Here is a 26,591-nt window from a genome sequence, read left to right as displayed (position 1 = left end):
AAATAAGTAGGGCTTTTAATTAAGCACCACGTTGGAAGTTTAGTTTCAGCGTACCAATTTCTGCCTGTGCAGGAAGTGTTTTTGTTACCGCTTTTGGCCCGACTTCCAATTCAAAACTTTGGTATGAATGATCACCATGCTCACGAGAGGTTTCAATATGGATTAAATATTTACCTGCATCAACAGCTTTACCAGCTTCATCTTTACCATCCCAAGCTAAACGGTACTGTCCTGGTTGGCGTGATGGCTTAGCCACCGCATCCAAGTTTGGCATTTGACGACCATAACGGCGCCACCAGACATAGTTTGAATTGATCCATTTCTCATCTTTACCCCAAACCGCAAGGGTACGCACTAATTTTTTATCGCTATCCGTCACCCATACTGAAACATAAGGCGCGCGATAATTATCAACAGCGAGCTTAGGAATATTCACTTCAACTTGTGCCTGATAACCTTTAGGCCAAGCCGTTGCAGCACCATTAGCTGCCACATGTCGCATGATCGCAGGTTGATTGGCATCTAAAAGTGTAGACCAACCTGAGCTTTGATAACGATTGCCATCAGTCGCCACCAATTGCGCTTCAAAACCAACCAATTGTTCAATCAGCTTCATGCCTTCCTGAGGCGACATTGCGGTTAAAGCCGTTGCCAAAGCATCCGTATCTGCAGCGCACTGTCCTACGACGACACATTGCTCTACGGTTTGAATTGGCATCCCTGTTTGGGGATTAAGCAAATGCGACTGGCCTGCCAATGAACGATAACCTTGTCCACTAAAAGCAACAGCTTGGTCTTTAATATTTAAAACTTGTGTTGGTGCTGTATTATCAAAGCGTTCATTTGGATTCTGAATACCAATTTTCCAGCCCGCTTGTTGCGGTGATTGACCCCACACCCGCATATCACCACCAATATCGATCAAAATCCCCTGTAAATGTGGGACAGCTTGTTTAGCTGCAATCAAGGCACGATCAATGACATACCCTTTGGCATAGGCATCAGGTGCGATTTTAATGGCTGAATCGAGTTTAATCTGTTTGGTTTTCGGATTTAGCTCAATACTTTGAGTTTTTAATTGGCTTAATAAAGCTTCTTGCGTTTGATCATCCAGATTGTGTACCTGATGACTTTGTTCCCATAACTGCATCAACTGGCCTAAACGTGCATCAAAACCACCACAGGTGGCACTACGCCATTGTTCACAAGCAGCAATTACCTCATACAGTTCAGAGGAAGCTTCGACCTGTTGTTCACGATTGAGTTGACTGATTTCACTGTCATCACGCCATACAGATAAAATCTTATCCAAACGTGCCACTTCATTCTGAATGGCCTGTAATGCCTTTTCTGCATCTTTTTGATGTGCAGTGGTCACAACCACATCCAAAGACGTTCCTAAAATATGATCTTGATGAAAGCTATAACTTGGTATTTGAATAGGTGCTTGTAATGTCTGAGCATCTTTTACAGTAGTTTCATTGGCCTGAACTATCGTGACTGGAGACATAAATACAGCAATGGCTGCCATCAACGGAGATAAACGAAATATGAGTTGAACGGGGCGAAAAATTTGTTGCGTTGATGACATCGTTAAGCTTCCATTTTCTAAGATTTAACTCGGCCAACCTACTGACTTTATGCATAGTCAATCGCTCGGCCTCTCACATGAATTACAGCCAAAAGAACATGAAAATGAAATGATTTTATTCTGAACAAAATCAAAAACATTTGATTCATTTGCGACACGCATTTGGGAGATAAAAAGCTTCTTAATCTTTGTCTGCCCAATGGCATAAAAACGATTAAAAATTTATCGAAATAATATTGCAACTGATACTCGTTATCAAGTAGATTGTAGCAAATCTTTTGCATTTTTGTTTATTTCTCTTTTAAGGAATTCTTCATGCGTCATCTACTCACTGTTGCTCTATTTTCTGCGCTACCAACTCTGAGCTTTGCTCATACAGCAAGCCCTTTTTTATTGCCAGAAGTGTTCGACAGTAAGGCCGATAGCGTTAGCTTCCAAAGTGGAATTACCGTTGAAAAATTCTTTGTAGCAAGTCGTAACTTTAAAACTGATTATCAGGTGACAACACCAGAAGGAAAAACCGAAACCATTAAAGCAGCAGCAGAATTAAAAAAATTCAATATCGCTGAAGTCAATTTAACCACGGATGGCACCTATCGTCTTCGTACTGAAAATGCGATAGGCAACCCAACCAAATATGCATTGATTGATGGTCGTTGGTTACGTGTTCGCCCTCAACGCCCTGCTAATGCAAACCCGATGCAGCCACAAGGTAATAATGCAGAGCAAAAAGCGCCTCAAGCACCAGCCAATCAACCGCCACGTTTTATTGCTGAAGACCAAATTCCTGCCAACGCAAAAACAGCACAAACTAGCAATACCTATATTGCTGAAAGTTTTATCACTAAAGGCAAACCAAGTGCTGTGCCTGCTGTGAGCAACAAAGGTTTCGAGTTTAAGTTCCTCACTCATCCAAATGAGTTGTTTGCTGGTGAATCTTTTAAAGCACAAGTGCTCATGGATGGTAAGCCTGTTCCAAATCTGGAAGTGGATGTGTTTAAAGGCGCTAGCAGTTATCAACCCAATGCCAAACGCGAACAACCGCATGTAAAAACCAACACCAAAGGTGAGGTTGAAGTGAAATTTAGTGAAGCTGGTATTTACCTGATTACCACCGCTTATCCTGAAGCGAATACTGACAACACCAAACCACCCATCGCGCAATCTTATACTTACAGCGTGACCGTTGAAGTGACTGAATAAACCTTTTGACTAAGGTACTTATCAGCGTATAAGTACCTTTCCCCTTTTGATTGAGTTGCAATCCATTTCTATCTAAAAAATAACAGCGTATATTGTTTTAAAACTCGTATTTGCCCTGTTTTATGACTTCAAAAAAAACCAGTGATGCAGGCATCTTTTTATGGATGGTTTATCAAACCATGCAAAAGATGAATTTAGATGCCGCTGCCATATTTGCGCGTGTTCATTTACCCGATCAGCCACCTGATAAGTTTGTCCGTCGAGACAACGCCACACAGCAACGCTTTTGGCAAGCCGCAGAACAAATTAGTCATGATCCCGATATTGGTTTACATGTTGGGCACAATGTTCCACCCTTTCGCGGGCAAGTGATTGAATATCTTTTTCTCAGTAGTGCAACATTTGGTGAAGGCCTCAAACGAACCATTCGATATCAGGCCTTACTCACTGATGCCATGTCATTTAACTTAGAAATGATAAATGAACATAGAGTGATGATTTCAGGGCTCAATCATCCTGTTCGACACTATTTGGAATGTGCGATTGGTATTTTGCTTAATTTCTTTCAATACATCAGTGACGGGACTTTTACGCCGACTGAAATTGGCCTGCCATATCTAGACGGAGCGGATCAAGAGGAATACCAGAAAATCTGGGGCTGTCCTGTCAAACTCGGGCAAGATAATGGCTATATTTGCTTTGATTCAGCACAATTAACGACGCCCTCTGCTGCTCATGAACCTGAACTGTTAAAAGTACATGAACATCATGCTGCATCACAAATTGAGCTATTAAACAAACACCAGCTTATAAACGAAATCGAAAAAATCTTGGCCAGTGGTTTATTAGAGTCTGGTGAATTTGACCAGAACATTATTGCCGAGCATTTAGGACGTAGCGCTCGGAGCTTAAGAGCGGATTTACAACTGTTAAATACCAGCTACGAAAAAGTCATTGCCCATTACCGTGAACGTCTTGCTCGTCGCTTACTTTCTCAAACCGAAGAAAGTATCGACCAGATTGTTTATCTGACTGGTTTTTCTGAACCTTCAGCATTTTCCAGAGCATTTAAACGCTGGACTGGAGAGACACCTACTGCATATCGACAACGTAAACAGACTTAAATTGATTGGATAGGCAGCTTAAAACTGTCAGATCAGTCAAAACTTTTTGCCCTTCTCTTTTTAAAATCCGATCTATGTTAAACGAGGTAATCCAAGCATGATCGGTTTTCCAGTAGGCGTTTTTGTTGCAAATGGTATGGAGTGGTATTTCCACAAAGTCTGGTTACACGAATTTCCAAGCAAAAATAGAAACAGTCCGTTCTTTACCCATATTGCGCATCACAAACGTGCTCGCTTAAATGGCTTTCATGATGAAGGCTATGCGGAGTCGATGTTTAAAAATTCTGAGATGTACAATGAAAAATCGGCACTCATCGGCCTAGCAGCTGCATCCACCATTTTTCTACCGGTTGCACCGTTCTTTACCGCGGGCTTGTACTATGGCATTTGGAATTATTGGAAAGTACATGCCAAATCACACCTAGATCCAGAGTTCGCTAAAAAACGGATTCCTTGGCATTATGATCATCACATGACCAGCAATCAAAATGCCAATTGGTGTGTGACGAAGCCATGGTTTGATTACATTATGGGAACGCGAGTCATGACCAATGTATCGGTCACGGAAACCAATCCATTGGCAATCAACATGCCGAAATGGCTGGAAAAAAGAGTGAATCTCGTAGCACGCCGCCTCTTACCAAAAGCCTATGCCCAAATTGATGCCAATACACAATTTGATCAGCAGAATTTACGCCAAGGGATTGAGGTCGCGTTATAAATACGTTGAAGTAGAAGATTAATTCAAACCGAGTTATGCATGACTCGGTTTTATTGTGACAAAGTTAATGCGAGCTGGTTTTAGACAGTAAATTGAGAATCAATACCCCACTCATAATCAAGACAAGCCCAATGATTCCCCAAATATCCAGTTTTTGGTCAAATACAAACCAAGCCACAGTCGTAATCAAAACAATCCCAACGCCAGACCAAATCGCATAAGCGACGCCTACAGGAATCGTTTTTAAGGTTAGAGACAAGCAATAGAATGCAATCAGATAACCCACTACAACCACGATGGAAGCAACTGGTTTGGTAAAACCTTCACTACTTTTTAAGGCAGAGGTTGCAATCACTTCCGCAGTAATCGCAATGAATAAAATTATCCAATTGTTCATTTACTCACCCCCTTCAATTAAACAGAATTTGCTTAGCAGAAAAAAACACCCTTTGTAGAAGGGTGTTTTTAACATTTACGACAATAGACGAAGCAGGCAATTAAGCCGATTTCTTCGCCATATTGTTTTTACGGATCGTAATCATCAGTAACTGTACCGCAGCTGGTGTTACCCCTGGGATACGACTTGCTTGTGCTAATGTTTCAGGGCGAACCGTGTTTAACTTTAATGTGATCTCACGTGACAAACCTGAAATACCCTCATATTCAAAATCAGCAGGGATTCGGGTTTCTTCAAGACGTTTTAATTGTGCAACATCTTCATGCTGACGATTAATATAGCCTTCGTATTTCACCGCGATTTCAATCTGCTCACCCACATGCTCAGACACTTCTGAACCTGTTAATTCAGCAATTTGGCTAAAATTGATATTTGGACGTTTCAGTAAATCGATCGCACTACATTCTTTACTGAGATCTGCACCTGTCATTTCAACGAACTTTTTACCCATTGGGTTATTTGGTGCAGCCCACAAATGTTGTAAACGAGAAGTTTCACGCTCAACCGCTTCCATTTTTTCGCTATATGCAGCCCAACGCTCATCGTCAACTAAACCAAGTTCACGACCAATTGAGGTTAAACGCTGATCGGCATTGTCTTCACGTAACATCAAACGGTATTCCGCACGTGAAGTAAACATACGATACGGTTCTTTAGTACCCAAAGTGATTAGATCGTCGACTAAAACACCCATATAAGCTTGATCACGTTTTGGCGTCCATTCTTCCTGTTCCCAGGCACGGCGTGCTGCATTTAAGCCTGCAAGTAAGCCTTGCGCACCCGCCTCTTCATAACCCGTGGTACCATTAATCTGGCCAGCAAAGTACAAGTTTTGAATCGCTTTGGTTTCAAGTGTGAATTTCAACGCTTGTGGATTGAAATAGTCATATTCAATCGCATAGCCCGGACGCAAGATATGCGCATTTTCCATACCACGAATTGAACGAACCAAATTGAACTGTACGTCAAATGGCAATGAAGTCGAAATACCGTTTGGATACAGTTCATGAGTATCTAAGCCTTCAGGCTCCAAGAACACTTGATGTGAATCTTTATCGGCAAAACGGTGAATTTTATCTTCAATTGATGGGCAATAACGTGGACCAACACCTTCAATCACACCGGTGTACATTGGTGAACGGTCTAAACCACCACGGATAATTTCGTGGGTTTTTTCACTGGTATGCGTGATATAACAATTGACTTGTTCAGGGTGCATAGATGCATCACCCATAAACGACATCACTGGCGATGGGAAATCACCAGGTTGTGGCGTCATGACAGAGAAATCAACACTACGTGCATCAATACGAGGCGGGGTACCCGTCTTTAAACGCCCAACGGGTAATTTAAGTTCACGTAACCGATGCGCTAAAGCAATTGATGGTGGATCACCTGCACGACCACCACTTGAATTTTGTAGACCGACGTGGATCACCCCACCCAAGAAAGTCCCTGTCGTCAATACCACCGTCTTGGTATCAAAACGGATACCCATTTGGGTCACAACACCTTTAACAGTATCGCCTTCAACAATTAAGTCGTCTGCAGCTTGCTGGAAAATATCCAAGTTCGCTTGATTTTCTAAAGTATCGCGAATCGCTGCTTTATAACGTACACGGTCCGCTTGCGCACGTGTTGCACGCACAGCTGCACCTTTACGAGAATTTAGAATACGGAATTGAATACCACCTTTATCCGCTGCGAGTGCCATTGCACCACCGAGTGCATCGATCTCGCGGACAAGATGTGATTTACCAATACCACCAATCGCTGGGTTACAGCTCATCTGCCCCAAAGTTTCAATGTTATGCGTTAACAATAATGTTTGTCTTCCCATACGTGCCGCAGCAAGTGCTGCTTCCGTACCAGCGTGACCGCCGCCAATTACGATAACGTCGTAAACTTTAGGATAGTGCATAGTGGTAAATGTGTATTCAAAAAATGACAGAGCATTATACAGGAGTTTTGCATTAAATTGCCAAAAACAGTCAAGATTGTTGAGGATTGCAAGCCCCTGTTCTGACTACAGAACATACAAAAAGAAACCTTATGTTGCATTTTCCTCTTAGACTGCACACAGCGATTCATCACTATTAACTTGAACACCACTGTTTTATCTGCCCAGTTTCTTATCCTAAAAAGTGTATAAAAAATACTTTAGGACAATGATATGAACACAAAGCTTTTATTTTCATCTCTAATTTGTAGTCTATGTTTTAGCGTAGCTGCGCATGCAGATACCAAAGCAAGCCAAGACCAACAGGCCAAGAAATATCAACAGGTCTGTAAAGGCAAAAAACAAGGTGATCCAGTTTCATTTGCATTTAAAGGCGTTGTTTTCAATGGTTCATGTGAGCCTAATGAAGCTGGTAAGTTAGCATTCCAACCACCAACACCTGCATCTAATGCTACCGTTGAGACTCAAAGTCGTCTTTCAGAAACGCAATCGGCACCTCGCCCAGTCAATAGTGCACCAGCAGACAATAGTACTGCACCTATGGAAGCACCCGCTATCGCTCCTGCACCACCAGTAGCACCTGATGTCGAACAGACTGCACCTTAATGCATAAATGATATAAAAGAAGGCCTAATTTGGCCTTCTTTTATATAAAAACAATATAATAGATTGCATTAGGACAAAATATTTCATCTTAAAATTGTAATCTGTCTACTTTATAATCCCTTTAACAAGCACGAATCCATTACAATAAGCACAAATACATTTATTTAGGTTTTCCTGTGAACTGGCTACAAATTCATATTACTGTTGATCAAAACCAAGTCGAACTGACCGAAACATTACTCCTGTCATTAGGCGCGGTGAGCGTAACTTTAGATGATGCTGAAGACCAAGCCTTACTTGAACCATTGCCAGGTGAAACACCACTTTGGAATAAAGTCATCGTCACAGGGATTTATCAACAAGAAGAAGATGACCCAATTGATGTCGATACTTTAGAAGCCTTCTTAAAAGCACAACTTCCAGATGTACCAATGCGCCATGAATACTTGGAAAACCAAGTGTGGGAACGTGCATGGATGGATTATTATGAACCGATTCAAATTGGTGAAAAATACTGGATCGTACCAGAATGGTTAGAACCACCTGAAGCTGATGCAACCAATATTAAGCTAGATCCAGGTCTTGCTTTCGGTACTGGAAACCATGCAAGTACCTTCTTATGCTTACAATGGCTAGGTAAAACTGATGTTAAAGACAAAGTTGTGATCGACTATGGTTGTGGCTCAGGCATCTTAGGTGTTGCGGCTTTATTACTCGGCGCTAAAAAAGTTTATGCGACTGATATTGATCCACAAGCGGTACTTGCGACCAAACAAAATGCAGAATTAAATGGTGTACTGGATCGTCTTTCTGTAGGATTACCCGAAGAGTTTGATCAAGAATTTAAACCACAACAAGCAGATGTCCTTGTCGCCAATATTTTAGCGGCACCATTAATGGCACTTGCGCCTGAATTCTCAACTTTAATAAAAAATGAGGGCGAGTTCGCACTTGCAGGTGTAATCGAAGAGCAAGTTGCTGATGTTTCTAGTGTTTACTCACAGTTTTTTGATATATTAGAGATCGAAAAGCGTGAAGAAAACTGGTGTCGCATTTCAGGAAAACGTAAAACAACAATTTGAGAACATTGTTACTTATGAGTGAAAAACAAACCCGCTGCCCTAAATGTTCAACTGTGTACAAAGTGACCCTTTCACAACTCAGTGTTGCACAGGGTATGGTTTGTTGTCCGAAATGTGTCATTAACTTTAATGCATTAACCAACTTATTAGAAACAGATAGTGAAGCGATTCCCACACCTGTCAATCGCTCACTTTTTTCTTCAATTCAACCTGACAGCTCGTTTGCAGAAAAACAAATGCAGATTTTGAGCATCTTTGATCAGAAAATTGAAAACTCAAATATTGATTTATTGACCTATCTCAACAACCTCAATTATTTCAATACCGAGCCTGTTACTGCCTTACCTAATTTAAATCTGTCTGAAGATACTTTACAAATTGACCATGAGAATAATGATAAACAACATGGTTGGCTGTATTACACGCTTTGGGGGCTCGGTAATATTGCTTTAATTTTAGTATTTGCTTTTCAGATTTTATGGTTCAACCCAAAACTGATGCATGAAAGCCCAGCCTTGAATCAGATGTTTAATTATGCTTGCGGCATTTTTTCGTGCAAAACCAGTGATGAACAATATAAATATCTTAGTTTTGAAAAAGTAAAAATTAAGCGTGGAGAAAAAGATGCTACTGTTTTTTCAGGTGTGCTTCTAAATCATAATGAGAACAGCGTGGCACTGCCTCCTATTAAAGTCGTGCTCAAACAAAACGACGAAGCCGTTTTTAACGTAATGCTCAAACCACAAGATTATTTAGTTGACAGTTTAAAAACGATTCAACGCATTCCAACCAACAGCCCTTTTCGCTTCGAATTTACCCTTCCAAAAAGTAAAAATAGCTTCAATGACTATAGTTTAGAATTTGTACAGCCCTAAAAGCTCAAAAAAGTGACAAAAAAACAAAAAAAAGTGCAGTTAATTTGCTCACTTTTTCGCTGACAGTGGTATGATACGCGCCACGAATGCTTGACCTACTTACTCCTCGTAATTTATAGACAATAAAATCGTTAAACGAACTGTGCTTTTACCCAATAAGCGCATTGTTGGTTTTTTTGTTTTTAAAAGTAGGCGGTAACAAATATTTAACTATTGTTACGCTTATTTTTTACACAGCTCGAGGATTTGTGGCAAGCTAATAGTCCTTTTGTTTTAGAGTCACTGTTTTAGGATCTAAAACGGGGCTCAGTAATTTAGACCACATTTATATCACTTTACCCAAGTGATATTTTGATATTTCGGATTAACACGCATGAATAGCAAATCTCCTATTTTTACGGCTCAATCTGATGTCGCTCTTCGCATCCATGTAGATCGCGCAGTTCGTCATTATTTTGCACAATTGCAAGGTGAGCAACCATCTCAAGTTTATGACATGGTTTTAGCAGAAATGGAGAAACCTCTTTTATCTGTGGTCTTAGAATATACTCGCGGTAATCAAACACGTGCCGCTGAGATTTTAGGCCTTAACCGCGGAACTTTACGCAAAAAGTTAAAAGCTCACGGTTTAATGAGTGAATAATTGATAAAATGCTCACGTTCTCGTGGGCATTTTTTTTGCCTTTTATTTTTAATCTGTAGACTTCAAACTGTTGACTAAAATCATGACTATCAAACGTGCTTTAATCTCTGTATCTGATAAAACCGGAATCGTTGAATTCGCTCAAAATCTTGTAGCTCTAGGGGTAGAAATTTTATCTACGGGCGGTACATATAAGTTGCTTAAAGACAACAATATCGCCGTAGTAGAAGTTTCTGAACATACAGGTTTTCCTGAAATGATGGATGGTCGTGTAAAAACACTTCATCCTAAAATTCATGGAGGCATCTTAGCGCGTCGTGGTCTGGACGAAGCAGTGATGCAAGAACACAACATCGATCCGATTGATCTAGTGATTGTAAACCTGTATCCATTTGCAGCCACAGTAGCAAAACCAAACTGTTCACTTGCAGATGCAATCGAGAATATCGACATCGGTGGTCCAACGATGGTTCGTGCTGCTGCAAAGAACCATGCTTCAGTAGGCATTATCGTGAATGCAGCTGACTACGACACAGTCGTTGCTGAATTAAAAGCCAATGGTGCGCTTTCTTACGAAACTCGTTTCGACTTAGCGGTAAAAGCATTTGAGCACACTGCACAATACGATGGCATGATCGCATCTTATTTAGGCGCGCGCGTTGGCAAAACTGAAGGCGAAGCGGATCTGTTCCCGCGTACCTTCAATACGCAACTGAATAAAGCACAAGATTTACGTTATGGTGAAAATCCACACCAAAACGCGGCATTCTATGTAGAAGCCAATGCCAAAGAAGCATCTGTTTCTACTGCGAAACAATTACAAGGCAAAGAACTCTCTTATAACAATATTGCAGATACCGATGCAGCGCTTGAATGTGTGAAATCATTTGCGAAGCCTGCTTGTGTCATCGTTAAACATGCAAACCCTTGTGGCGTTGCAGTTTCATTGGATGGTATCAAAGCAGCTTATGATCTTGCTTATGCAACTGATCCTGAATCAGCATTTGGTGGCATCATTGCATTCAACCGTGAATTGGACACTGCGACTGCACAAGCGATTGTAGATCGTCAATTCGTTGAAGTGATTATTGCACCAAGCATTGCGGATGGCGTACTTGAAATCACAGGTGCGAAAAAGAATGTACGTGTGTTGGTGTGTGGTGAGCTCCCAGCAATTGACGCTCGTGCAGCACAACTTGACTATAAGCGTGTGAATGGCGGCTTATTGGTTCAAGACCAAGATCTAGGTATGATCACTAAAGATGATCTTAAAGTTGTGACCAAACGTGCGCCAACTGAACAAGAAATTGATGATTTGATCTTTGCTTGGAAAGTAGCGAAATATGTGAAATCAAATGCAATTGTTTATGCAAAAAATCGTCAAACGATTGGTGTAGGTGCTGGTCAAATGAGCCGCGTCAACTCAGCACGTATTGCAGCGATTAAAGCGAAGCATGCTGGTCTAGTGGTTGAAGGTGCGGTAATGGCATCTGATGCATTCTTCCCTTTCCGTGATGGTATTGATAATGCAGCTAAGGCTGGTATTAAATGTATTATCCAACCAGGTGGTTCAATGCGCGACGAAGAAACCATTGCAGCAGCGGATGAAGCGGGTATCGCGATGGTGTTCACAGGCATGCGTCACTTCCGTCACTAAATGATTTGAGTCTCAAACGCAATCCCCCTAAATCCCCCTTTATAAAAAGGGGGACTTACTTTTTTACTTAAATTAAAAAGTATGCTCCCCTCTTTATCAAAGAGAGGTCTGGGGGAGATTCAGAGGGACTTTTTTATTCTGAACAGGTATATTCTTAGATACTGAAAAAGGGAAATAACTTAATAATGAATATTTTAGTTTTGGGTAGCGGTGGCCGTGAACATGCACTTGCATGGAAAATCGCACAAGATGCAAAAGTCACTCAAGTGTTCGTTGCACCGGGTAATGCAGGCACGGCAACAGAAGACAAATGTACAAACGTAGAGCTTAATATTCTAGACAATCCAGCAATCATCGCATTTGCAAAAGCAAATGATATTGCATTGGTGATTGTTGGTCCTGAAGCACCATTAGTCAATGGTGTGGTAGATGCAGCACGTGAAGCAGGTTTAAAAATCTGGGGCCCAACCCAGTACGCTGCACAGCTTGAAGGCTCTAAAGCATTTGCCAAACATTTCTTAAAACGCCACAACATTCCTACCGCTTTTTATGACGTTTTCACTGAAGTGGATGCGGCAAAAGCATACGTTGAAAAAAATGGCGCACCTATTGTAATTAAAGCGGACGGTCTAGCTGCAGGTAAAGGCGTAATCGTGGCAATGACCAACGAAGAAGCTTTTGCTGCGATTGACGATATGCTTGCGGGTAACAAGTTTGGTGATGCAGGTTCACGTGTTGTTATCGAACAGTTCCTTGCTGGTGAAGAAGCAAGCTTCATTTGTATGATCGATGGCAACAACATTTTGCCAATGGCCACTTCACAAGATCACAAACGTATTTTTGAAGGTGATGAAGGCCCAAATACGGGTGGTATGGGTGCTTACTCTCCCGCTCCTGTGGTAACGGCAGAAGTGTTTGAACGTGTCATGAACGAAGTAATGCGCCCTACTGTTGACGGTATGGCTGCAGATGGTCATGTTTATACTGGCTTCTTATATGCTGGCTTGATGATTGATGAACAAGGTCAACCGCGTGTGATCGAGTTCAACTGCCGCTTCGGCGATCCTGAAACTCAACCAATTATGATGCGTTTAAAATCATCTTTGGTTGATTTAGTGGAAGCAGGTATTGCAGGTAATTTACCAAGCGAAGCTGAATGGGATGAACGTAAATCGATTGGTATCGTGCTGGCCGCTGGCGGTTATCCTGAAACGGTTCGCAAAGGCGATGTGATTTCAGGTCTTGGTCAATCTCCAGAAGACACCAAGATTTTCCATGCAGGTACGGCAATGAGCACAGATGGTCATGTCATTACTGCTGGTGGTCGCGTACTTTGTGTGACTGCACTGGGTGATACTGTGCTAGAAGCGCAAATCAATGCCTTAGAAGTTTGTGGTCAAGTCACATTTACGGGGATGCAATACCGTAGTGACATCGGTTACCGTGCCATTGCACGAGAAAAAGCTGAATAAGCTTTGTTGAGCAAAAAAGCCTTCTTCGGAAGGCTTTTTTATTCCATAAACCGCATAAATATGAATTCTATATTCATTATTTAAATATAAAATTCAGAAAAATATATATTTATTATTCAATTGATTCCTCTCTCTATATTTTTGGAAAAATTCATAAAACTATCATTTATTTATATTTACTTAGACCATAATTATCTTCTAGCAAGTAGGTTATTAAGCTTCAAAGTACAAGCTGTTCCACTATAACCGCCCATAAATTGTTGCTATGATTGCCGAAATTTTAGATGTTGTTTTTATGTTAACTGTATATTCTTTTTCATTATTTTTAAATGTCTAGAATATTGAACCTAACAAAACAAATTGCAGCTAAATCCAAATTTGATTTGAAAATGAGATGAACAGTTGGTTCCTATCTGTATATACTGAATCGGAACATGAATATTCATCTACTTTTCGGATGTTGTAGATCTATCACACTTGTTCAAACTTTAAGAATAATTCAGGGATTGTTTTGAGTGCGATGTCAATTTACAACATACAAACCTATTGCAATCATTAATGCTAGAGAAATGATGATTTTCTCGACATTTTTCCGATTAGGATTTATACATGAAAAAGCTGATTAGTCTTTTTTTAAGTGTATCTGTGTTATTACTTGCGGCATGCAGTAAACAACCAGATACCGCATCTACCGAACAAAAAGGTGATGCTGCTGCATTACAAACCGTTGTAATCGCTTCTACAGGTTCAGACGCTGATATTTGGCGTTATATCGCAACATTACCAGAAACTAAAGCCGCTGGACTTAAACTCGAAATCAAGAACTTCACAGACTACGTTGCAATGAACACTGCAGCCGCAAATAAAGAAGTTGATTTGAATGCATTCCAATCTTACGCTTACCTTGTCGCATTCAATGCTGCAAATAAAGACAAGATTGCTCCTGTTTCGACTACTTACTTAGAACCAATGGGTATCTACTCAAGCAAAGTAAAGAAAGTTGAAGAGTTTGCTGAAGGCGCAACCATTGCGATTCCAAATGATGGTGCCAATGAATCACGTGCTTTATTACTTTTACAAAGTGCTGGCTTGATCAAATTAAAAGCTGACTTCGACCCTGTAAAAGGCACACCTGCTGACATTATCGAAAACAGCAAAAAAATCGTGATCAAACCAATTCAAATGGCAACAGCTGTACGTGTTAAAGATGAAGTTGATGCGATTCTATTGGGTAATACACTTGCAATGGAGGGCGGTTTAAACGTTCTTAAAGATGCAATCTACTATGAACCAGTTGATCAAAGCACCAAATTAAATGTCAATGTATTGGCAACTGCTGAATCACGTAAGGATGATGCAGTACTCCAAAAAGTTGGCGCGCTTTATCATACTGAAGCAGTGAAGCAATATGTTCAAGAACACTTTGCTGGTACGAAAGTTGACGTGAACAAACCAACAAGCTACCTCACAGAAGCAAATTCGTAATATAATGCTCTCAAATAAAACAGGCAAAGTTATTTTGCCTGTTTTTTCTTTTCTGCCATAGTACTGACGAACATGATCCAATTTAAAAACATTTCGAAACACTATCAGTTGAAAGGTCAAACGATCAATGCACTGGACCAGATCAATTTAGAGATCCCGGACGGTAGTATCTTTGGCATTATCGGCTATAGTGGTGCAGGTAAAAGTACGCTGATCCGTTTGATTAATTTGCTTGAACGCCCGACGCAGGGGCAAGTCATTATCAATCAAAAAGACTTTACTGCTATGGACGCGCGAACACTTCGTCAAGAACGTGCAAATATTGGCATGATCTTTCAGCACTTCAATCTCCTTCAGACTAAAACCGTGTCTGAAAATATTGAAATGCCACTTAAATTACTTGGGCATAGCAAAGCTGAACGTGAAAAACGTCTGGCTGAACTACTTGAGTTTATCGATCTTAAACATAAAAAAGATGCCTACCCTGATGAGCTTTCAGGGGGGCAAAAACAACGTGTTGGTATCGCACGTGCGCTGGCAAATCATCCCAAGATTTTACTCTGCGATGAAGCAACTTCTGCCCTTGATCCACAGACCACAAAATCTGTTTTAGCACTATTAAAAAAGATTAATAAAGAACAGAACATTACTATTGTGATGGTCACCCATGAAATGGATGTCATCGAATCAGTATGTGATTATGTAGCGGTCATGGAGTCAGGTCATGTGATTGAAACTGGCCCGACGCTGGATATTTTCAGTCAGCCACAGCATCCAACCACCAAGACTTTTATTCAAACGGTATTGCAACAGCAGTTACCTGTAAATATTTTAAGTAATCTTGAACATCAACATCATAATAGTATCTATAGCTTGCAGTTTCTCGGCACTTCAGCACAGGAAACCGTGATTCAGGCTGCGATTAAACAGTTTGATGTCAGCTTAAATATTCTGTTTGCTAACATGACCGAGATTAATGGTACCGTGATCGGACAAATGTTTATCCAGCTTTTGGGTGATCCGTCGATCATACAGGAAACCGTAAAATTCCTTGAGCTTCAAGGCGTGAAAGTCGAACAATCTGGAGTGGTAAGCCAATGAGAGATTTAATTGTACAATGGCTGACACAAGTCACTGCTCCATTTTGGCACAGTTCCCTTTCGATCGACCAGTTTGTGACAGCACTGCAAGAAACCTTTCAAATGGTGTTCTTTTCTCTGCTGTTTGGTTGCATTTGGGGATTGATTCAAGGTATTACGCTAGTCGTTACCCGCTCAGGCGGTATCTTGCAAAATCGTGCGATTTATTATTTCCTGAACCCGATTGTGAATGCACTGCGTTCCCTTCCCTTCATTATTCTGCTGATTGCCGTTATTCCACTGACTAAAATGCTGGTTGGCACTTCAATTGGAACATGGGCAGCGATTGTGCCTTTGACTATTTATGTGGGCCCATACTTAGGTCGTTTAATTGAAACTTCGTTACTTGAAGTGAATGAAGGCATTGTCGAATCCGCTCAGGCAATGGGTGCTTCGCCTTGGCAAATTATCTTTAAATTTATTATCCCTGAAGCACGTAGCTCTCTGATTCTGAATTTAACTACGGGTACGATCTCGCTCATCGGTGCAACTGCAATGGCAGGTGCTGTTGGTGCTGGTGGTATTGGTGACTTGGCAATTTCTTATGGTTACCAACGTTTCGACACCAGTGTGGTGATTTTAACGGTCATCGTGTTATTACTGTTGGTTCAGATGGTACAAATGCTCGGTGATTGGTTAGCAAAACTGCGATAGAAAAAATAGAAAAAACGCTCAGCTGAGCGTTTTTTTATGTCTTGTATTTTTACTTAAGGAAAATAGATTTCATTCGCCGCTTTAAAAGTATTGACATGCAATGGCACTAAATCATCCAATGCTTGATATCCTCCAGCCAAAACGAACAGTATTGGAATCTTCATTTTCTTGGCCATCTCAAAGACAATTCTGTCACGTTCAAATAATAACTCAGTGCTAAACCATTTAGAGCCGTATTTATCATGTTGATGGCAGTCCATGCCTGCTTGATAAATAATTAAATCTGTATCCCAACGCGAAGCATATTGGAATGCCTCAAAGATCGCTTCACGATATAAATCGAAATTACCTTGTTTGGGGTGAATATAACGGGTCAAACTGCGCTCACTAGCCTTACAGCCAAAACGAATGCCAAAAATTCCAAAATTAATCAGATTGGTCATACGATTGGTGAAAATAGCTGTGCCATCTCCACCATGTTGATCACAATCCAAAACAAAGATTCGTTTTTCAGGATATTGCTTAGCAACCAGCGCTAAGCCATTAAAGGTACAATAGGCTGCACCAGATTCATAACTGGCATGATGAAAACCTTGAGCAATATTTGCAGCAATCCCTTCTTGCAAAGCAATTTCAGCTCCAACCAACTGTCCAGCCTGAACCGATAAAATCGCATCTCTCAGTTGTTCATTCCACGGCTTAAATCCTTGTATGGTGGCAAATGCTGACTGTCCCGATAAAAAAGCTTCCACATACTGTGGATTGTGCAATTTCTTTAACAGCTCAACATCAATACTGCCTGGATCGATCAGTTCAACCATCCGTTGGGCACGTAACACATCAGCGACAGCGGTGAGTTTTTCCATACTATTGGTATGCGTTTGCGCATAATAGCGTGGTGAATAACAGGCTTTTAGCATGGATGTCCTACGTAAATCTGATCACGCGCAATTTCCATCAGCTGACTCAATTCGGTTGTATCAGGTCTAAATAATCCATTATCGACCTGTTGTTTAAAGTGATATCCAAATGCCCGAGCACGATTTTTTGGCGAAACTGCCAAGGTTGTTAAACGTAAAAACCAAAAACCATTCATTTCAGTGATTGGAATCACATAGCCCTTATATTGTTTATTTTTATGTTTTTCGAGCTGCTCGATTTCATAATGTGTTGAAAACAAACTTCCCGCAGGTAAACAAACACCATTCATCATCAAGGGAACTAAGCTGATGCAAGAGTGGTTATCCCCCATATTTAACTTTTCCATCATGATAGGTTGATCATGCTCATCCACAAAAATATTGATTTCACCTTGTCTTAATAAACGGTGGTGTGCAATACGCAAGAAGAATTTCTCTGCCATCGGGCAAGAGCCTACTTTAGGTTTTTCCTCTAAAGCTCGACATTCAATCATTTCAAGGTTTTTGGCATCTTGCGGTAGGATAATATCGCTAAGTAGCTGACAAATCAGCTGGCTCTCTTCGAGCTCAGCATATTGATGTATGGTTCTTAACTTGGCTTGAAACTCAACTTCCAGCTGTAAGCTCTGTGCAAAACTTTCTTGTGGGTTTATACGCTGCAAGCATTGTTGGACATTTAAATTGGTATCCAAATTACGCCATGTTTCTAACTCTAAACCATAAGATGAGCTTTGATTAAGAATATTACGCAAAGCTTTGGTCTCGTATTCTTCAAAAATACGCAAATCCTGAAACCCGATTGGATCCCGAACTTGAGAAACAAACTCTGCAATAACACGCGTCGCCTGCGTATAACCGCAACCCCGACGTTCAGTCTGATGACTAAAATGCTCATTCAGCATTTCTGTAAGTTTGGCAGAGAGCGGATATAAATACTTTTTAAAGATAACGACCACTTCATGATCGATCAGCTCAGACATAACGCCCCCTCTTGTTCTTCAGATTTATCACTTTTCACTCATCGTAAAAGATCTTTATTTCTCTTTTTAAATTTAATCATTGAAATTATTTAGCTTTACTTCAATATTTTTATACGACTAAAGATAAATCATTAACTTATAAAACTTTTATCTCATCTTTATTGAAAATATAACAGTTGTCAACGATTAAGATATCTATTGAAAGTGGCTGTCAAAATCTGCCCGATAAAGTCATTATTCAGCGCTATAAATCAGTAGGAATTTTGCACTGAACTGCATTTGCACTTACACTACAAATAGGCACTCATATAAGTACCCAAACCGCAATAACCTCACGAAACAAAGCTTTAGGATTCGGCTATGCATTATAAGATTCATGCAATTGATGTAAAAAATGCCTTAAAAAACTATATTTGGTTATTGGAAGATACTCATACACAAGAAGTTGTGGCGATCGACCCAACTGAAGCGGGTTTAGTAATTGATTTTTGCCAACAGCATCAGCTTCAACTGAAGCAAATTTGGTTGACGCATTGGCATAAAGATCATACAGGTGGAGTTGAAGGCTTACTCGCCGATCAAAATATTATGGTCTACGGTCCACGCGATGAATTGAGTAAGATTTCGTTCATTTCCAACCCTTTGCAAAATGACGATCACTTTCATTTTAATGACCTCAAAGTTGAAATTATTGCGACGCCCGGTCATACCCTTGGCCATATTACTTATTTTATTGAAAAAATTGAGACGCTGTTTAGCGGTGACACCTTATTTGCAATGGGCTGTGGTCGTCTATTTGAAGGGACAGCGGAGCAAATGTATCACTCATTGAATCGGTTGGCTGCGTTACCTATTCAGACCAAAGTATACTGCACCCATGAATACACACTTGCCAATGCTGAATTCGCTTTAACTGTTGAACCAAATAATGTCGCGCTGCAAGAGCGCATGCAACAAGTCAAAGCGCTAAGAGAAGCAGATCAAATTACCCTTCCAAGTACGATCGAATTAGAGCTTGAAACCAATCCCTTCCTGCGGACTGAAAGTGCAGAAGAGTTTGCCCGAATTCGTAGTCTGAAAGATCAATTTTGATTAAATCCTATCGCTTCGACTGATTCATTTTCTACTTTCACAGCAAAGTAGAAAATGAAATTATTTTTTACATTTGCTTCAAGAATATTTTCCCTAAAACTTGATTTCCACCACATTTATAAAAAATATTTTTTATAGTAAATTCAACAAACTAACAAAAACACAGATAAGATTCTATCTATAAAAATTACGCTAAATTTACATTACTTACATGTGGAAAAATAAATCTATGCAATCCCCCTTTAAAAAAATTTAACTGACCCTTATTAATAAATACATGTTCACAAGGAGATCTGTCATGAAAAACAGAGTTGTTAAAGCAAAAAACGTATTGGCTTTCCGTATTTGGTTAGAAAAATTAGGATATTCGGTTAAAAATCTGACAGATAACCGCGGTTTCACATTTAGCTTCAAAAAAGAATATGGTTTAGTCACAGGCGATTTATCTGGTAATGCTTTAGCAATGCAACTGGGTGAAGAGTTTGAAGATCATTTAAAAGCCTAATGGCAAATTTCCCTAGATATCAGGGTTTCAAAGGGATTTGGAATCCTTGATTGATGCTCATAAAAATAATTAAGACGTATCTCTCATTTAATCCTTCATTTTCTAACCATTTCAAACAAAATTTCATTGGAACAAACGCAATTTCCAAGTATCATTATGCCCAGTCGAGGGATGCTGCGACAATTGATCGGCACTAAAGATCAATTTGCCAGGCTCGACGATCGGTTAGACACTCGTTTTAACCAACAACGGCATCCGCGAACAGAATGATCCATACTATTTTTCTAGGAGATCCTGATGAACGCGGTGAATGCTTCATTTACAGATTATAAAGTTGCTGATATTTCCCTTGCTGACTATGGCCGTAAAGAGATCAAACTTGCTGAAGCAGAAATGCCAGCTTTGATCGGTTTACGTAAACGTTATTCAGCAGCTAAACCACTTGCTGGCGCAAAAATCTTGGGTTGTATCCACATGACAATCCAAACCGCTGTTTTAATCGAAACTTTGGTTGAACTCGGTGCAGAGGTGCGTTGGACTTCTTGCAATATCTTCTCTACTCAAGACCATGCTGCAGCTGCAATTGCTGCAAGCGGTGTTCCTGTATTCGCGTGGAAAGGCGAAACTGAAGAAGAATATGTGTGGTGCTTAGAACAGCAAATTAATGTCAACGGTCAGCCTTGGGATGCCAACATGATCTTGGACGATGGCGGTGACTTAACTGCTCTTGTTCATGACAAATACCCTGCGCTTTTAGAACGTATCCACGGTATTACTGAAGAAACAACAACAGGTGTACAACGTCTGTTGGAAATGTGGAAAGACGGTTCGCTTAAAGTACCAGCGATCAACGTGAACGATTCGATCACTAAATCGAAGAATGACAACAAATACGGTTGCCGCCATTCATTAAATGATGCCATCAAACGTGCAACTGACATGTTACTTTCTGGCCGTCGTGCACTAGTCATTGGTTATGGCGATGTTGGTAAAGGTTCTGCGCAATCTTTACGTCAAGAAGGCATGATCGTTCGTGTAACTGAAGTTGATCCAATCTGTGCAATGCAAGCATGTATGGATGGATACGAAGTTGTATCTCCATATAAAAATGGCGTACAAACTGGCAAAAAAGAAGATATTAACCAAGACTTATTAGGCAATACTGATCTTGTTGTCACGACAACTGGTAACTACCATGTATGTGATTCTGCAATGTTAGATAGCTTAAAAGCGGGTGCTGTAGTGTGTAACATCGGTCACTTTGATACAGAGATCGACACTGCATACTTACGTGGTTACAAGTGGGTTGAAGTGAAGCCACAAGTACACCAAGTGTATCGTTCAGAAGACGAAAACAACTACCTTATCCTTCTTTCTGAAGGTCGTTTAGTGAATCTTGGTAATGCAACAGGCCACCCATCACGTGTGATGGACGGTTCTTTCGCTAACCAAGTGTTAGGTCAAATGCATTTATTTGCTGAAAAATTTGCTGACTTACCTGCTGAGCAAAAACAAGCAGCGATTCGCGTAGAAGTTCTTCCTAAAAAATTAGATGAAGAAGTGGCTGCTGCAATGGTCCTTGGCTTTGGTGGTGTGTTAACACAATTAACGCAAGTACAAGCAGATTACCTTGGCGTTCCTGTAGAAGGTCCGTTCAAATCTGACGCTTATAAATACTAAGAAAATCAGGGCAGACGTTTTACGGACTGCCCTTTTTTCTAAAATTCCAAGCGATTTTAAAAAGGATTTGAAATGACAAAACGTGTTCCTATTTCTTTTGAATTTTTCCCACCAAAAACTGATGCGGGCGCGGAAAAATTAAAAACTGTTCATCAAGAATTACAACAATTAAATCCAGAGTTTTTCTCGATTACCTATGGTGCGGGTGGCTCTACACGTGAACGTACTTTAGCTGCGATTAGTGACTTTAACGGCAAAGGTACACCAGTTGCGCCTCACCTCTCTTGTATTGGTGATGACAAAGCACGTATTGCTGAGCTCTTAGATTTATATAAATCTCAAGGCATTGATCGTATTGTCGCTTTACGTGGCGATTTACCTTCAGGTCAGGTTGGTCTGGGTGAACTGCCTTATGCGCAGGACTTAGTCCGCTTTATTCGCGAGCATTCAGGCGATCATTTCCACATTGAAGTGGCAGCCTATCCTGAAATGCATCCACAAGCTGATACCTTTGATGGTGATATTCAACGTTTTGTTGAAAAAGTAAATGCAGGCGCGAATGCAGGCATTACCCAATTTTTCTTCAATCCAGATGCCTATTTCTATTTTATTGAACGTATTACCAAAGCTGGCGTGAATATTCCAGTTGCACCAGGTATCATGCCGATTACCAATGCAAGCAACCTGATCCGCTTTGCTGACGGAACAGGTGCAGAAATTCCACGTTGGATCCGCAAACAACTCGCAGCTTATGGCGATGACAGTGCAAGTATCAAAGCATTCGGTCACGAAGTGATTGTGAAACTTTGTGAACGTCTGATCGCAGGTGGCGCACCAACACTGCATTTTTATTCAATGAACCAAACTGAACCGACTCGACAACTGGTTGTCGATCTTGGTTTAAACTAATTTGTACGAGCACAACCCAAGCATGAATCGTTTTTATATCGAAACCGAATTAAATACTGACAACACCGTTGAATTAACCGAATCGGTATTTCATCACTGGGTACGTGTGCTACGTGCAAAAGAACAAGAACAAGCCATCTTTTTCAATGGAAAAGGTGGCGAATATATCGTAACACTGACTCAAATCAATAAGAAAAATGCCTTGGTTTCTGTTGATCAATTTGATCCAGCCGATCGTACAGCACCTTTCAAAGTTGTTTTAGGTCAAGTGATGAGTAAAGGTGATCGCATGGATTATGCGATTCAAAAAGCCACTGAACTTGGTGTTACGACCATTCAACTCCTGACCAGTGAACGCTGTGAAATGCGTTTAAAATACGATCGTGACCAGAAAAAAATAGAGCATTGGCAATCTGTGGCAATCGCCGCCTGTGAGCAATGTGGCATGAATCGAGTTCCTCAAGTTTTGCCACCCATCAGCTTAACTGAGTGGCTAAACTCAGAGTTACCGTCATCACGCTTTGTGCTGGCTCCAAACAAAGACCAAACGAATGTCTTACTTAACAGCCTACCGGACATTGCCCTACTAATAGGTCCAGAAGGTGGCCTGAGTGAAGCAGAAATTAATACTGCCAATCAACATCAATTTAAAAACTGGTGTATCGGAGACCGTGTTCTAAGAACTGAAACAGCCCCAGTAGTTGCTTTATCTATTTTAAATTATCACTTTGCATAGATGTAATGCCGTGACATTGCTTTCTGCTATGTTTAGCGTTAATTTAAAATAAAACGTTGCTGTGTTTACAAAAAAACAAAGACTGTGAATATAGATAAAAAATGAAAAGGATTATTCTTTGTATGTTAGGGGCTCAGGAAAAAAATTTGCCACAGTTTATCTATACAGATCAAATCGATTATCCAAATCATGTACGCTTATTTGTATTAAGTGTCTTCTGCATTTGTCTGTTAGATTACGCCCTATTTGGTATTTTTTATTCATTTGAATCAAATATTTTCACCACTTGGATGAGCATTACCCTCATCCTTTTATTTAGCTTTACCGGTATCTGTCATTTTTTACTCAAACGCTACTCTTCAGTTCGTTACACCAAGCAAACCAACATCATTTTTCAAGTGATCTGTTTTTTTACGGGTTTACTGATTGGAGTCAATACGATTGTCATAAATCACTACTTGGCTGTCGATATTCCTCATTTGATTGGGTCACATATTTTGACCTTAACTGCGTTACTACTCACCGCATCTCATATCATTGCACTGACCTTTTTAACCCAACATATTCGCTATTTCTTCTTATTTTTTATTCCAAGTATTGCACCTTTAATCGCATCTCAAATTTTACATCGAGATCATGATCACACCCTGTTCTACCTTGCATATTACTCTTCATTTTTCGCAACCGTACTCTGTGCTCAAGTCACCTATAAAATTCATAAACGCTTGGCCTTGGTTTTAGATAAAAATAAACAACTGATTGATGTCGCCGAGCAGCATAACCAATGGACTGAAGAATTGTGTCAGCAATTACAGCGTGAAGTGAATAAATCCAAAGATATTGAAGCGCAACTGCAATTCAATAATCACCTCTTGGAACAAAAAGTGCGTGAGCGTACATTTGACTTGACGCAAATGAATGAAAGCTTAGAAGAACATCGTCAGAACTTAAGTTTTGCCCATGAAACCGCAGGCATTCGCCCTTGGGACTGGAATCTTGAAAGCCATACCGTTGGAGTCACCAATGCGCATAGTCAGGCAGTCACGCGCAATTCTGAAAACCATTACACCCTCCTGCATAAAATCATTCATCCAGATGATATCGAGCGGGTAAAAAACACCTTATATAATCATTTATGTGGCCAAACCAAGCGTTATGAAGAAACCTTCAGAATTAAACGCCACAATGGTGAGTGGACCTGGATTCATGATGTTGGTCAGGTGATTTTAAGGGATCCAAAAGATGACACCCCTTTGCGAATGGTGGGTATTCATCGTGATATTAATCAGGAAAAGAAAGATCAGGAACGTTTAAAGCTTGCTGCCAGTGTATTTGAGCAGGCCTCAGAAGGTATTTTCATTTTAGATGAAAACTTTAACTATGTTGAAGTGAATCCTAAATATGAACAGCTCACAGGCCTTGATAAACAAGCAATCGTGAGTAAACAGTTATTTGAAATTACCAAACAAAATAAACAACATCATCATAATTTTCATTTATCAATTCTTGATACACTGCGTGAAGAACAGGAATATGAGGGTGAATTTCAAGAAACTTATATTTCTGAAAAATCTTGTTTTTTGTGGATTCATATCAATGCGGTGAAAGATGAACAAGAACGAGTCATCAACTATATCGGTATTGTTTCAGATCAGACAGAACGTAAGCATCAAGAGCAACGTTTATCCTATCTGACCAATTACGATACGCTCACCGATCTCCCTAACCGTTTTTATTATCAACAGCAGTTACATCAATATTTGGTCAATGAAGCGTCGATTCAGCATCTGGCTGTTATCCGTTTAAATATCGACCGATTCCGTGCCTTGAATGAAATCATTAGCAATCAAGCGGGTAATGAACTCCTCAAACAGGTGGCACAACGCTTACGTATTAGTAATATTGATGCTCTACTGGTCGCTCATTTAAGTGCAGATGACTTTGCGATTATTTATGAAATTTCACCACTACATCCACCGATTCACCAATTGTGTAACAACATCGTTGAAGCCTTTAGTAAACCTTTTTATCTGGCAGATCAAGAATACTTCGTCAGTATCTCGATCGGTGTCGCCATTTATCCAGAACATGGCCGCCAAGTCGATAATTTAAATACCCATGCAGAACAGGCATTGACCGAAGCCAAGCGCTTAGGTGGCAACACCATTCGCTACTACTCCAATGAAAGAGCGAATTTTGTAGCCAAATATACTGATCTAGAACTTGATCTCAGAAAAGCCATTCAGAATAACGAGCTGGTTGTATACTATCAGCCAAAAATTAATGCACATAATCACCAAATTAATGGTTTTGAAGCCCTAATCCGTTGGAAGCATCCAACGAAAGGTCTAATCATGCCAAGCATTTTCATTCCTTTAGCGGAAAGTACCAGCCTGATTTCTGATATTGGACAGCTCGTGTTACACGAAGCGGCTAAGCAACTGCAAACATGGCAAAAGCTTGGTTTTAACAATATCAATATCGCAGTCAATATTGTGGCACAGCAAATTTTACGCGGCCAACTGCTACATGATATTGATGCTGTGCTAAATACATATGAGATCTCAGGAAAAAATCTCGAACTCGAAATTACTGAATCAGCCTTTATTGAAAACACCGACAGTGTCAAAACCGTGTTGTATGCCATTAAAGAACGTCAGATTTCAATCGCACTGGATGATTTCGGTACAGGCTACTCTTCTCTTGCTTACCTCACCGAATATCCAATTGACATTTTAAAAATTGATCGTGCTTTTATCTCGAAAATTGGTAATGCCAAACAAGATGCGATCGTTAATGCCATGATTGCCATGGGCAAAACCATTGGCCTAAAAGTTGTGGCAGAAGGTGTTGAAACAGAACAGCAATATGAGTATTTGAAACGACAAAATTGCGACATATTACAGGGTTACTTATTTTCACAACCGCTTACTGCCGCCCATGCGACAGAATATCTGCAAAAACAAAAGCAGCAGTCAACTGCAAGATATTCCATTTAAACGTGAATTTTAACCTTTTTTACTCTTTATTTTTCACGGAATAGCAACTGTCAATACGTATGCAGTTCAGTGAAAATAAGCTTTTTTGACTGTGCGAAAGC

General features: G+C 40.3%; 23 protein-coding genes. 18 read left to right on the top strand and 5 right to left on the bottom strand.

All coding sequences use genetic code 11. The annotated features are described in order from the left end of the window. Nucleotides 1–19 precede the first annotated feature (19 nt). Entirely contained in the window at nt 20–1,591 is a 1,572-nt protein-coding gene (locus F885_RS03120; protein ID WP_005322139.1) for a DUF2271 domain-containing protein, read from the bottom strand. A gap of 315 nt (nt 1,592–1,906) precedes the next feature. On the opposite strand from F885_RS03120, the gene F885_RS03125 reads away from it, so the two are divergent. The 3 genes from F885_RS03125 to F885_RS03135 all read left to right on the top strand — a co-directional run bounded on the left by F885_RS03125 (nt 1,907) and on the right by F885_RS03135 (nt 4,639). Then, nucleotides 1,907–2,794 (top strand): DUF4198 domain-containing protein, encoded by an 888-nt coding sequence (locus tag F885_RS03125; RefSeq protein ID WP_005322137.1) that lies wholly within the window; start codon nt 1,907–1,909, stop codon nt 2,792–2,794. Nucleotides 2,795–2,916: 122 nt separating this feature from the next. Continuing rightward, on the top strand, nt 2,917–3,918 hold the full coding sequence (locus F885_RS03130) for an AraC family transcriptional regulator (protein ID WP_005322136.1): 1,002 nt from the start codon (nt 2,917–2,919) through the stop codon (nt 3,916–3,918). A 97-nt stretch (nt 3,919–4,015) separates the two neighbouring features. Next, nucleotides 4,016–4,639, top strand: a complete 624-nt coding sequence (locus F885_RS03135; RefSeq protein ID WP_005322135.1) for a sterol desaturase family protein — start codon at nt 4,016–4,018, stop codon at nt 4,637–4,639. Between the two features lie 64 nt (nt 4,640–4,703). On the opposite strand, the gene F885_RS03140 is transcribed toward F885_RS03135, so the two are convergent. Next, nucleotides 4,704–5,036 (bottom strand): DMT family transporter, encoded by a 333-nt coding sequence (locus F885_RS03140; protein ID WP_005322134.1) that lies wholly within the window; start codon nt 5,034–5,036, stop codon nt 4,704–4,706. A gap of 100 nt (nt 5,037–5,136) precedes the next feature. Then, nucleotides 5,137–7,017, bottom strand: a complete 1,881-nt coding sequence (gene mnmG / locus F885_RS03145; RefSeq protein ID WP_005322131.1) for a tRNA uridine-5-carboxymethylaminomethyl(34) synthesis enzyme MnmG — start codon at nt 7,015–7,017, stop codon at nt 5,137–5,139. 252 nt (nt 7,018–7,269) lie between these two features. On the opposite strand from mnmG, the gene F885_RS03150 reads away from it, so the two are divergent. The 9 genes from F885_RS03150 (at nt 7,270) to F885_RS03190 (ending at nt 16,669) form a co-directional block, all read left to right on the top strand. Continuing rightward, nucleotides 7,270–7,662, top strand: coding sequence for a hypothetical protein (locus F885_RS03150; RefSeq protein ID WP_005322129.1), 393 nt, complete (start codon nt 7,270–7,272; stop codon nt 7,660–7,662). A gap of 176 nt (nt 7,663–7,838) precedes the next feature. Continuing rightward, nucleotides 7,839–8,744 carry a 50S ribosomal protein L11 methyltransferase gene (gene prmA / locus F885_RS03155; protein ID WP_005204784.1) on the top strand — a complete coding sequence of 302 codons (906 nt, stop codon included), beginning with the start codon at nt 7,839–7,841 and terminating at the stop codon, nt 8,742–8,744. Nucleotides 8,745–8,758: 14 nt separating this feature from the next. Next, nucleotides 8,759–9,619 (top strand): DUF3426 domain-containing protein, encoded by an 861-nt coding sequence (locus tag F885_RS03160; RefSeq protein ID WP_005204788.1) that lies wholly within the window; start codon nt 8,759–8,761, stop codon nt 9,617–9,619. A 373-nt stretch (nt 9,620–9,992) separates the two neighbouring features. Beyond that, the gene (fis, locus tag F885_RS03165) at nt 9,993–10,262 is read left to right on the top strand and encodes a DNA-binding transcriptional regulator Fis (protein ID WP_001086304.1); all 270 of its coding nucleotides are present in this window, start codon (nt 9,993–9,995) and stop codon (nt 10,260–10,262) included. An 82-nt stretch (nt 10,263–10,344) separates the two neighbouring features. Further along, nucleotides 10,345–11,919, top strand: a complete 1,575-nt coding sequence (purH, locus tag F885_RS03170; RefSeq protein ID WP_005322125.1) for a bifunctional phosphoribosylaminoimidazolecarboxamide formyltransferase/IMP cyclohydrolase — start codon at nt 10,345–10,347, stop codon at nt 11,917–11,919. Between the two features lie 185 nt (nt 11,920–12,104). Continuing rightward, nucleotides 12,105–13,391, top strand: coding sequence for a phosphoribosylamine--glycine ligase (purD, locus tag F885_RS03175; protein ID WP_005204793.1), 1,287 nt, complete (start codon nt 12,105–12,107; stop codon nt 13,389–13,391). 609 nt (nt 13,392–14,000) lie between these two features. Then, nucleotides 14,001–14,876 carry a MetQ/NlpA family ABC transporter substrate-binding protein gene (locus F885_RS03180; protein WP_005322121.1) on the top strand — a complete coding sequence of 292 codons (876 nt, stop codon included), beginning with the start codon at nt 14,001–14,003 and terminating at the stop codon, nt 14,874–14,876. Nucleotides 14,877–14,948: 72 nt separating this feature from the next. Next, nucleotides 14,949–15,977, top strand: a complete 1,029-nt coding sequence (locus tag F885_RS03185) for a methionine ABC transporter ATP-binding protein (protein ID WP_005322119.1) — start codon at nt 14,949–14,951, stop codon at nt 15,975–15,977. After that, entirely contained in the window at nt 15,974–16,669 is a 696-nt protein-coding gene (locus F885_RS03190; protein ID WP_005204797.1) for a methionine ABC transporter permease, read from the top strand. The genes F885_RS03185 and F885_RS03190 overlap by 4 nt, the downstream gene beginning before the upstream one ends. A gap of 53 nt (nt 16,670–16,722) precedes the next feature. Here F885_RS03190 and F885_RS03195 read toward each other — a convergent pair whose 3' ends face one another. Continuing rightward, nucleotides 16,723–17,589, bottom strand: coding sequence for an arginase family protein (locus F885_RS03195; protein WP_005322117.1), 867 nt, complete (start codon nt 17,587–17,589; stop codon nt 16,723–16,725). Beyond that, nucleotides 17,583–18,569, bottom strand: coding sequence for a hypothetical protein (locus F885_RS03200; protein ID WP_005322115.1), 987 nt, complete (start codon nt 18,567–18,569; stop codon nt 17,583–17,585). The genes F885_RS03195 and F885_RS03200 overlap by 7 nt, the downstream gene beginning before the upstream one ends. Nucleotides 18,570–18,929: 360 nt before the next feature. Between F885_RS03200 and gloB the strand changes: the two genes are divergently transcribed. The 6 genes from gloB to F885_RS03230 all read left to right on the top strand — a co-directional run bounded on the left by gloB (nt 18,930) and on the right by F885_RS03230 (nt 26,490). Continuing rightward, the gene (gene gloB, locus F885_RS03205; protein ID WP_005322112.1) at nt 18,930–19,661 is read left to right on the top strand and encodes a hydroxyacylglutathione hydrolase; all 732 of its coding nucleotides are present in this window, start codon (nt 18,930–18,932) and stop codon (nt 19,659–19,661) included. Nucleotides 19,662–19,959: 298 nt separating this feature from the next. After that, nucleotides 19,960–20,166, top strand: coding sequence for a hypothetical protein (locus tag F885_RS03210; protein ID WP_004771531.1), 207 nt, complete (start codon nt 19,960–19,962; stop codon nt 20,164–20,166). Between the two features lie 297 nt (nt 20,167–20,463). Next, complete coding sequence (ahcY, locus tag F885_RS03215) at nt 20,464–21,846, top strand: adenosylhomocysteinase (protein ID WP_005189859.1); 1,383 nt, start codon at nt 20,464–20,466, stop codon at nt 21,844–21,846. Between the two features lie 72 nt (nt 21,847–21,918). Beyond that, entirely contained in the window at nt 21,919–22,755 is an 837-nt protein-coding gene (gene metF, locus F885_RS03220; RefSeq protein WP_004805906.1) for a methylenetetrahydrofolate reductase [NAD(P)H], read from the top strand. Between the two features lie 22 nt (nt 22,756–22,777). After that, the gene (locus tag F885_RS03225) at nt 22,778–23,491 is read left to right on the top strand and encodes a 16S rRNA (uracil(1498)-N(3))-methyltransferase (RefSeq protein ID WP_005322108.1); all 714 of its coding nucleotides are present in this window, start codon (nt 22,778–22,780) and stop codon (nt 23,489–23,491) included. A 122-nt stretch (nt 23,492–23,613) separates the two neighbouring features. Further along, on the top strand, nt 23,614–26,490 hold the full coding sequence (locus F885_RS03230) for a bifunctional diguanylate cyclase/phosphodiesterase (RefSeq protein ID WP_005322106.1): 2,877 nt from the start codon (nt 23,614–23,616) through the stop codon (nt 26,488–26,490). The last annotated feature ends 101 nt before the right edge of the window (nt 26,491–26,591 follow it).

It is taken from the genome of Acinetobacter higginsii, from assembly GCF_000369845.1.
Classification (GTDB): domain Bacteria; phylum Pseudomonadota; class Gammaproteobacteria; order Pseudomonadales; family Moraxellaceae; genus Acinetobacter; species Acinetobacter higginsii.
The sequence above is the reverse complement of the archived record's forward strand: the minus strand, read 5'-3'. Positions and strand labels throughout refer to the sequence as shown.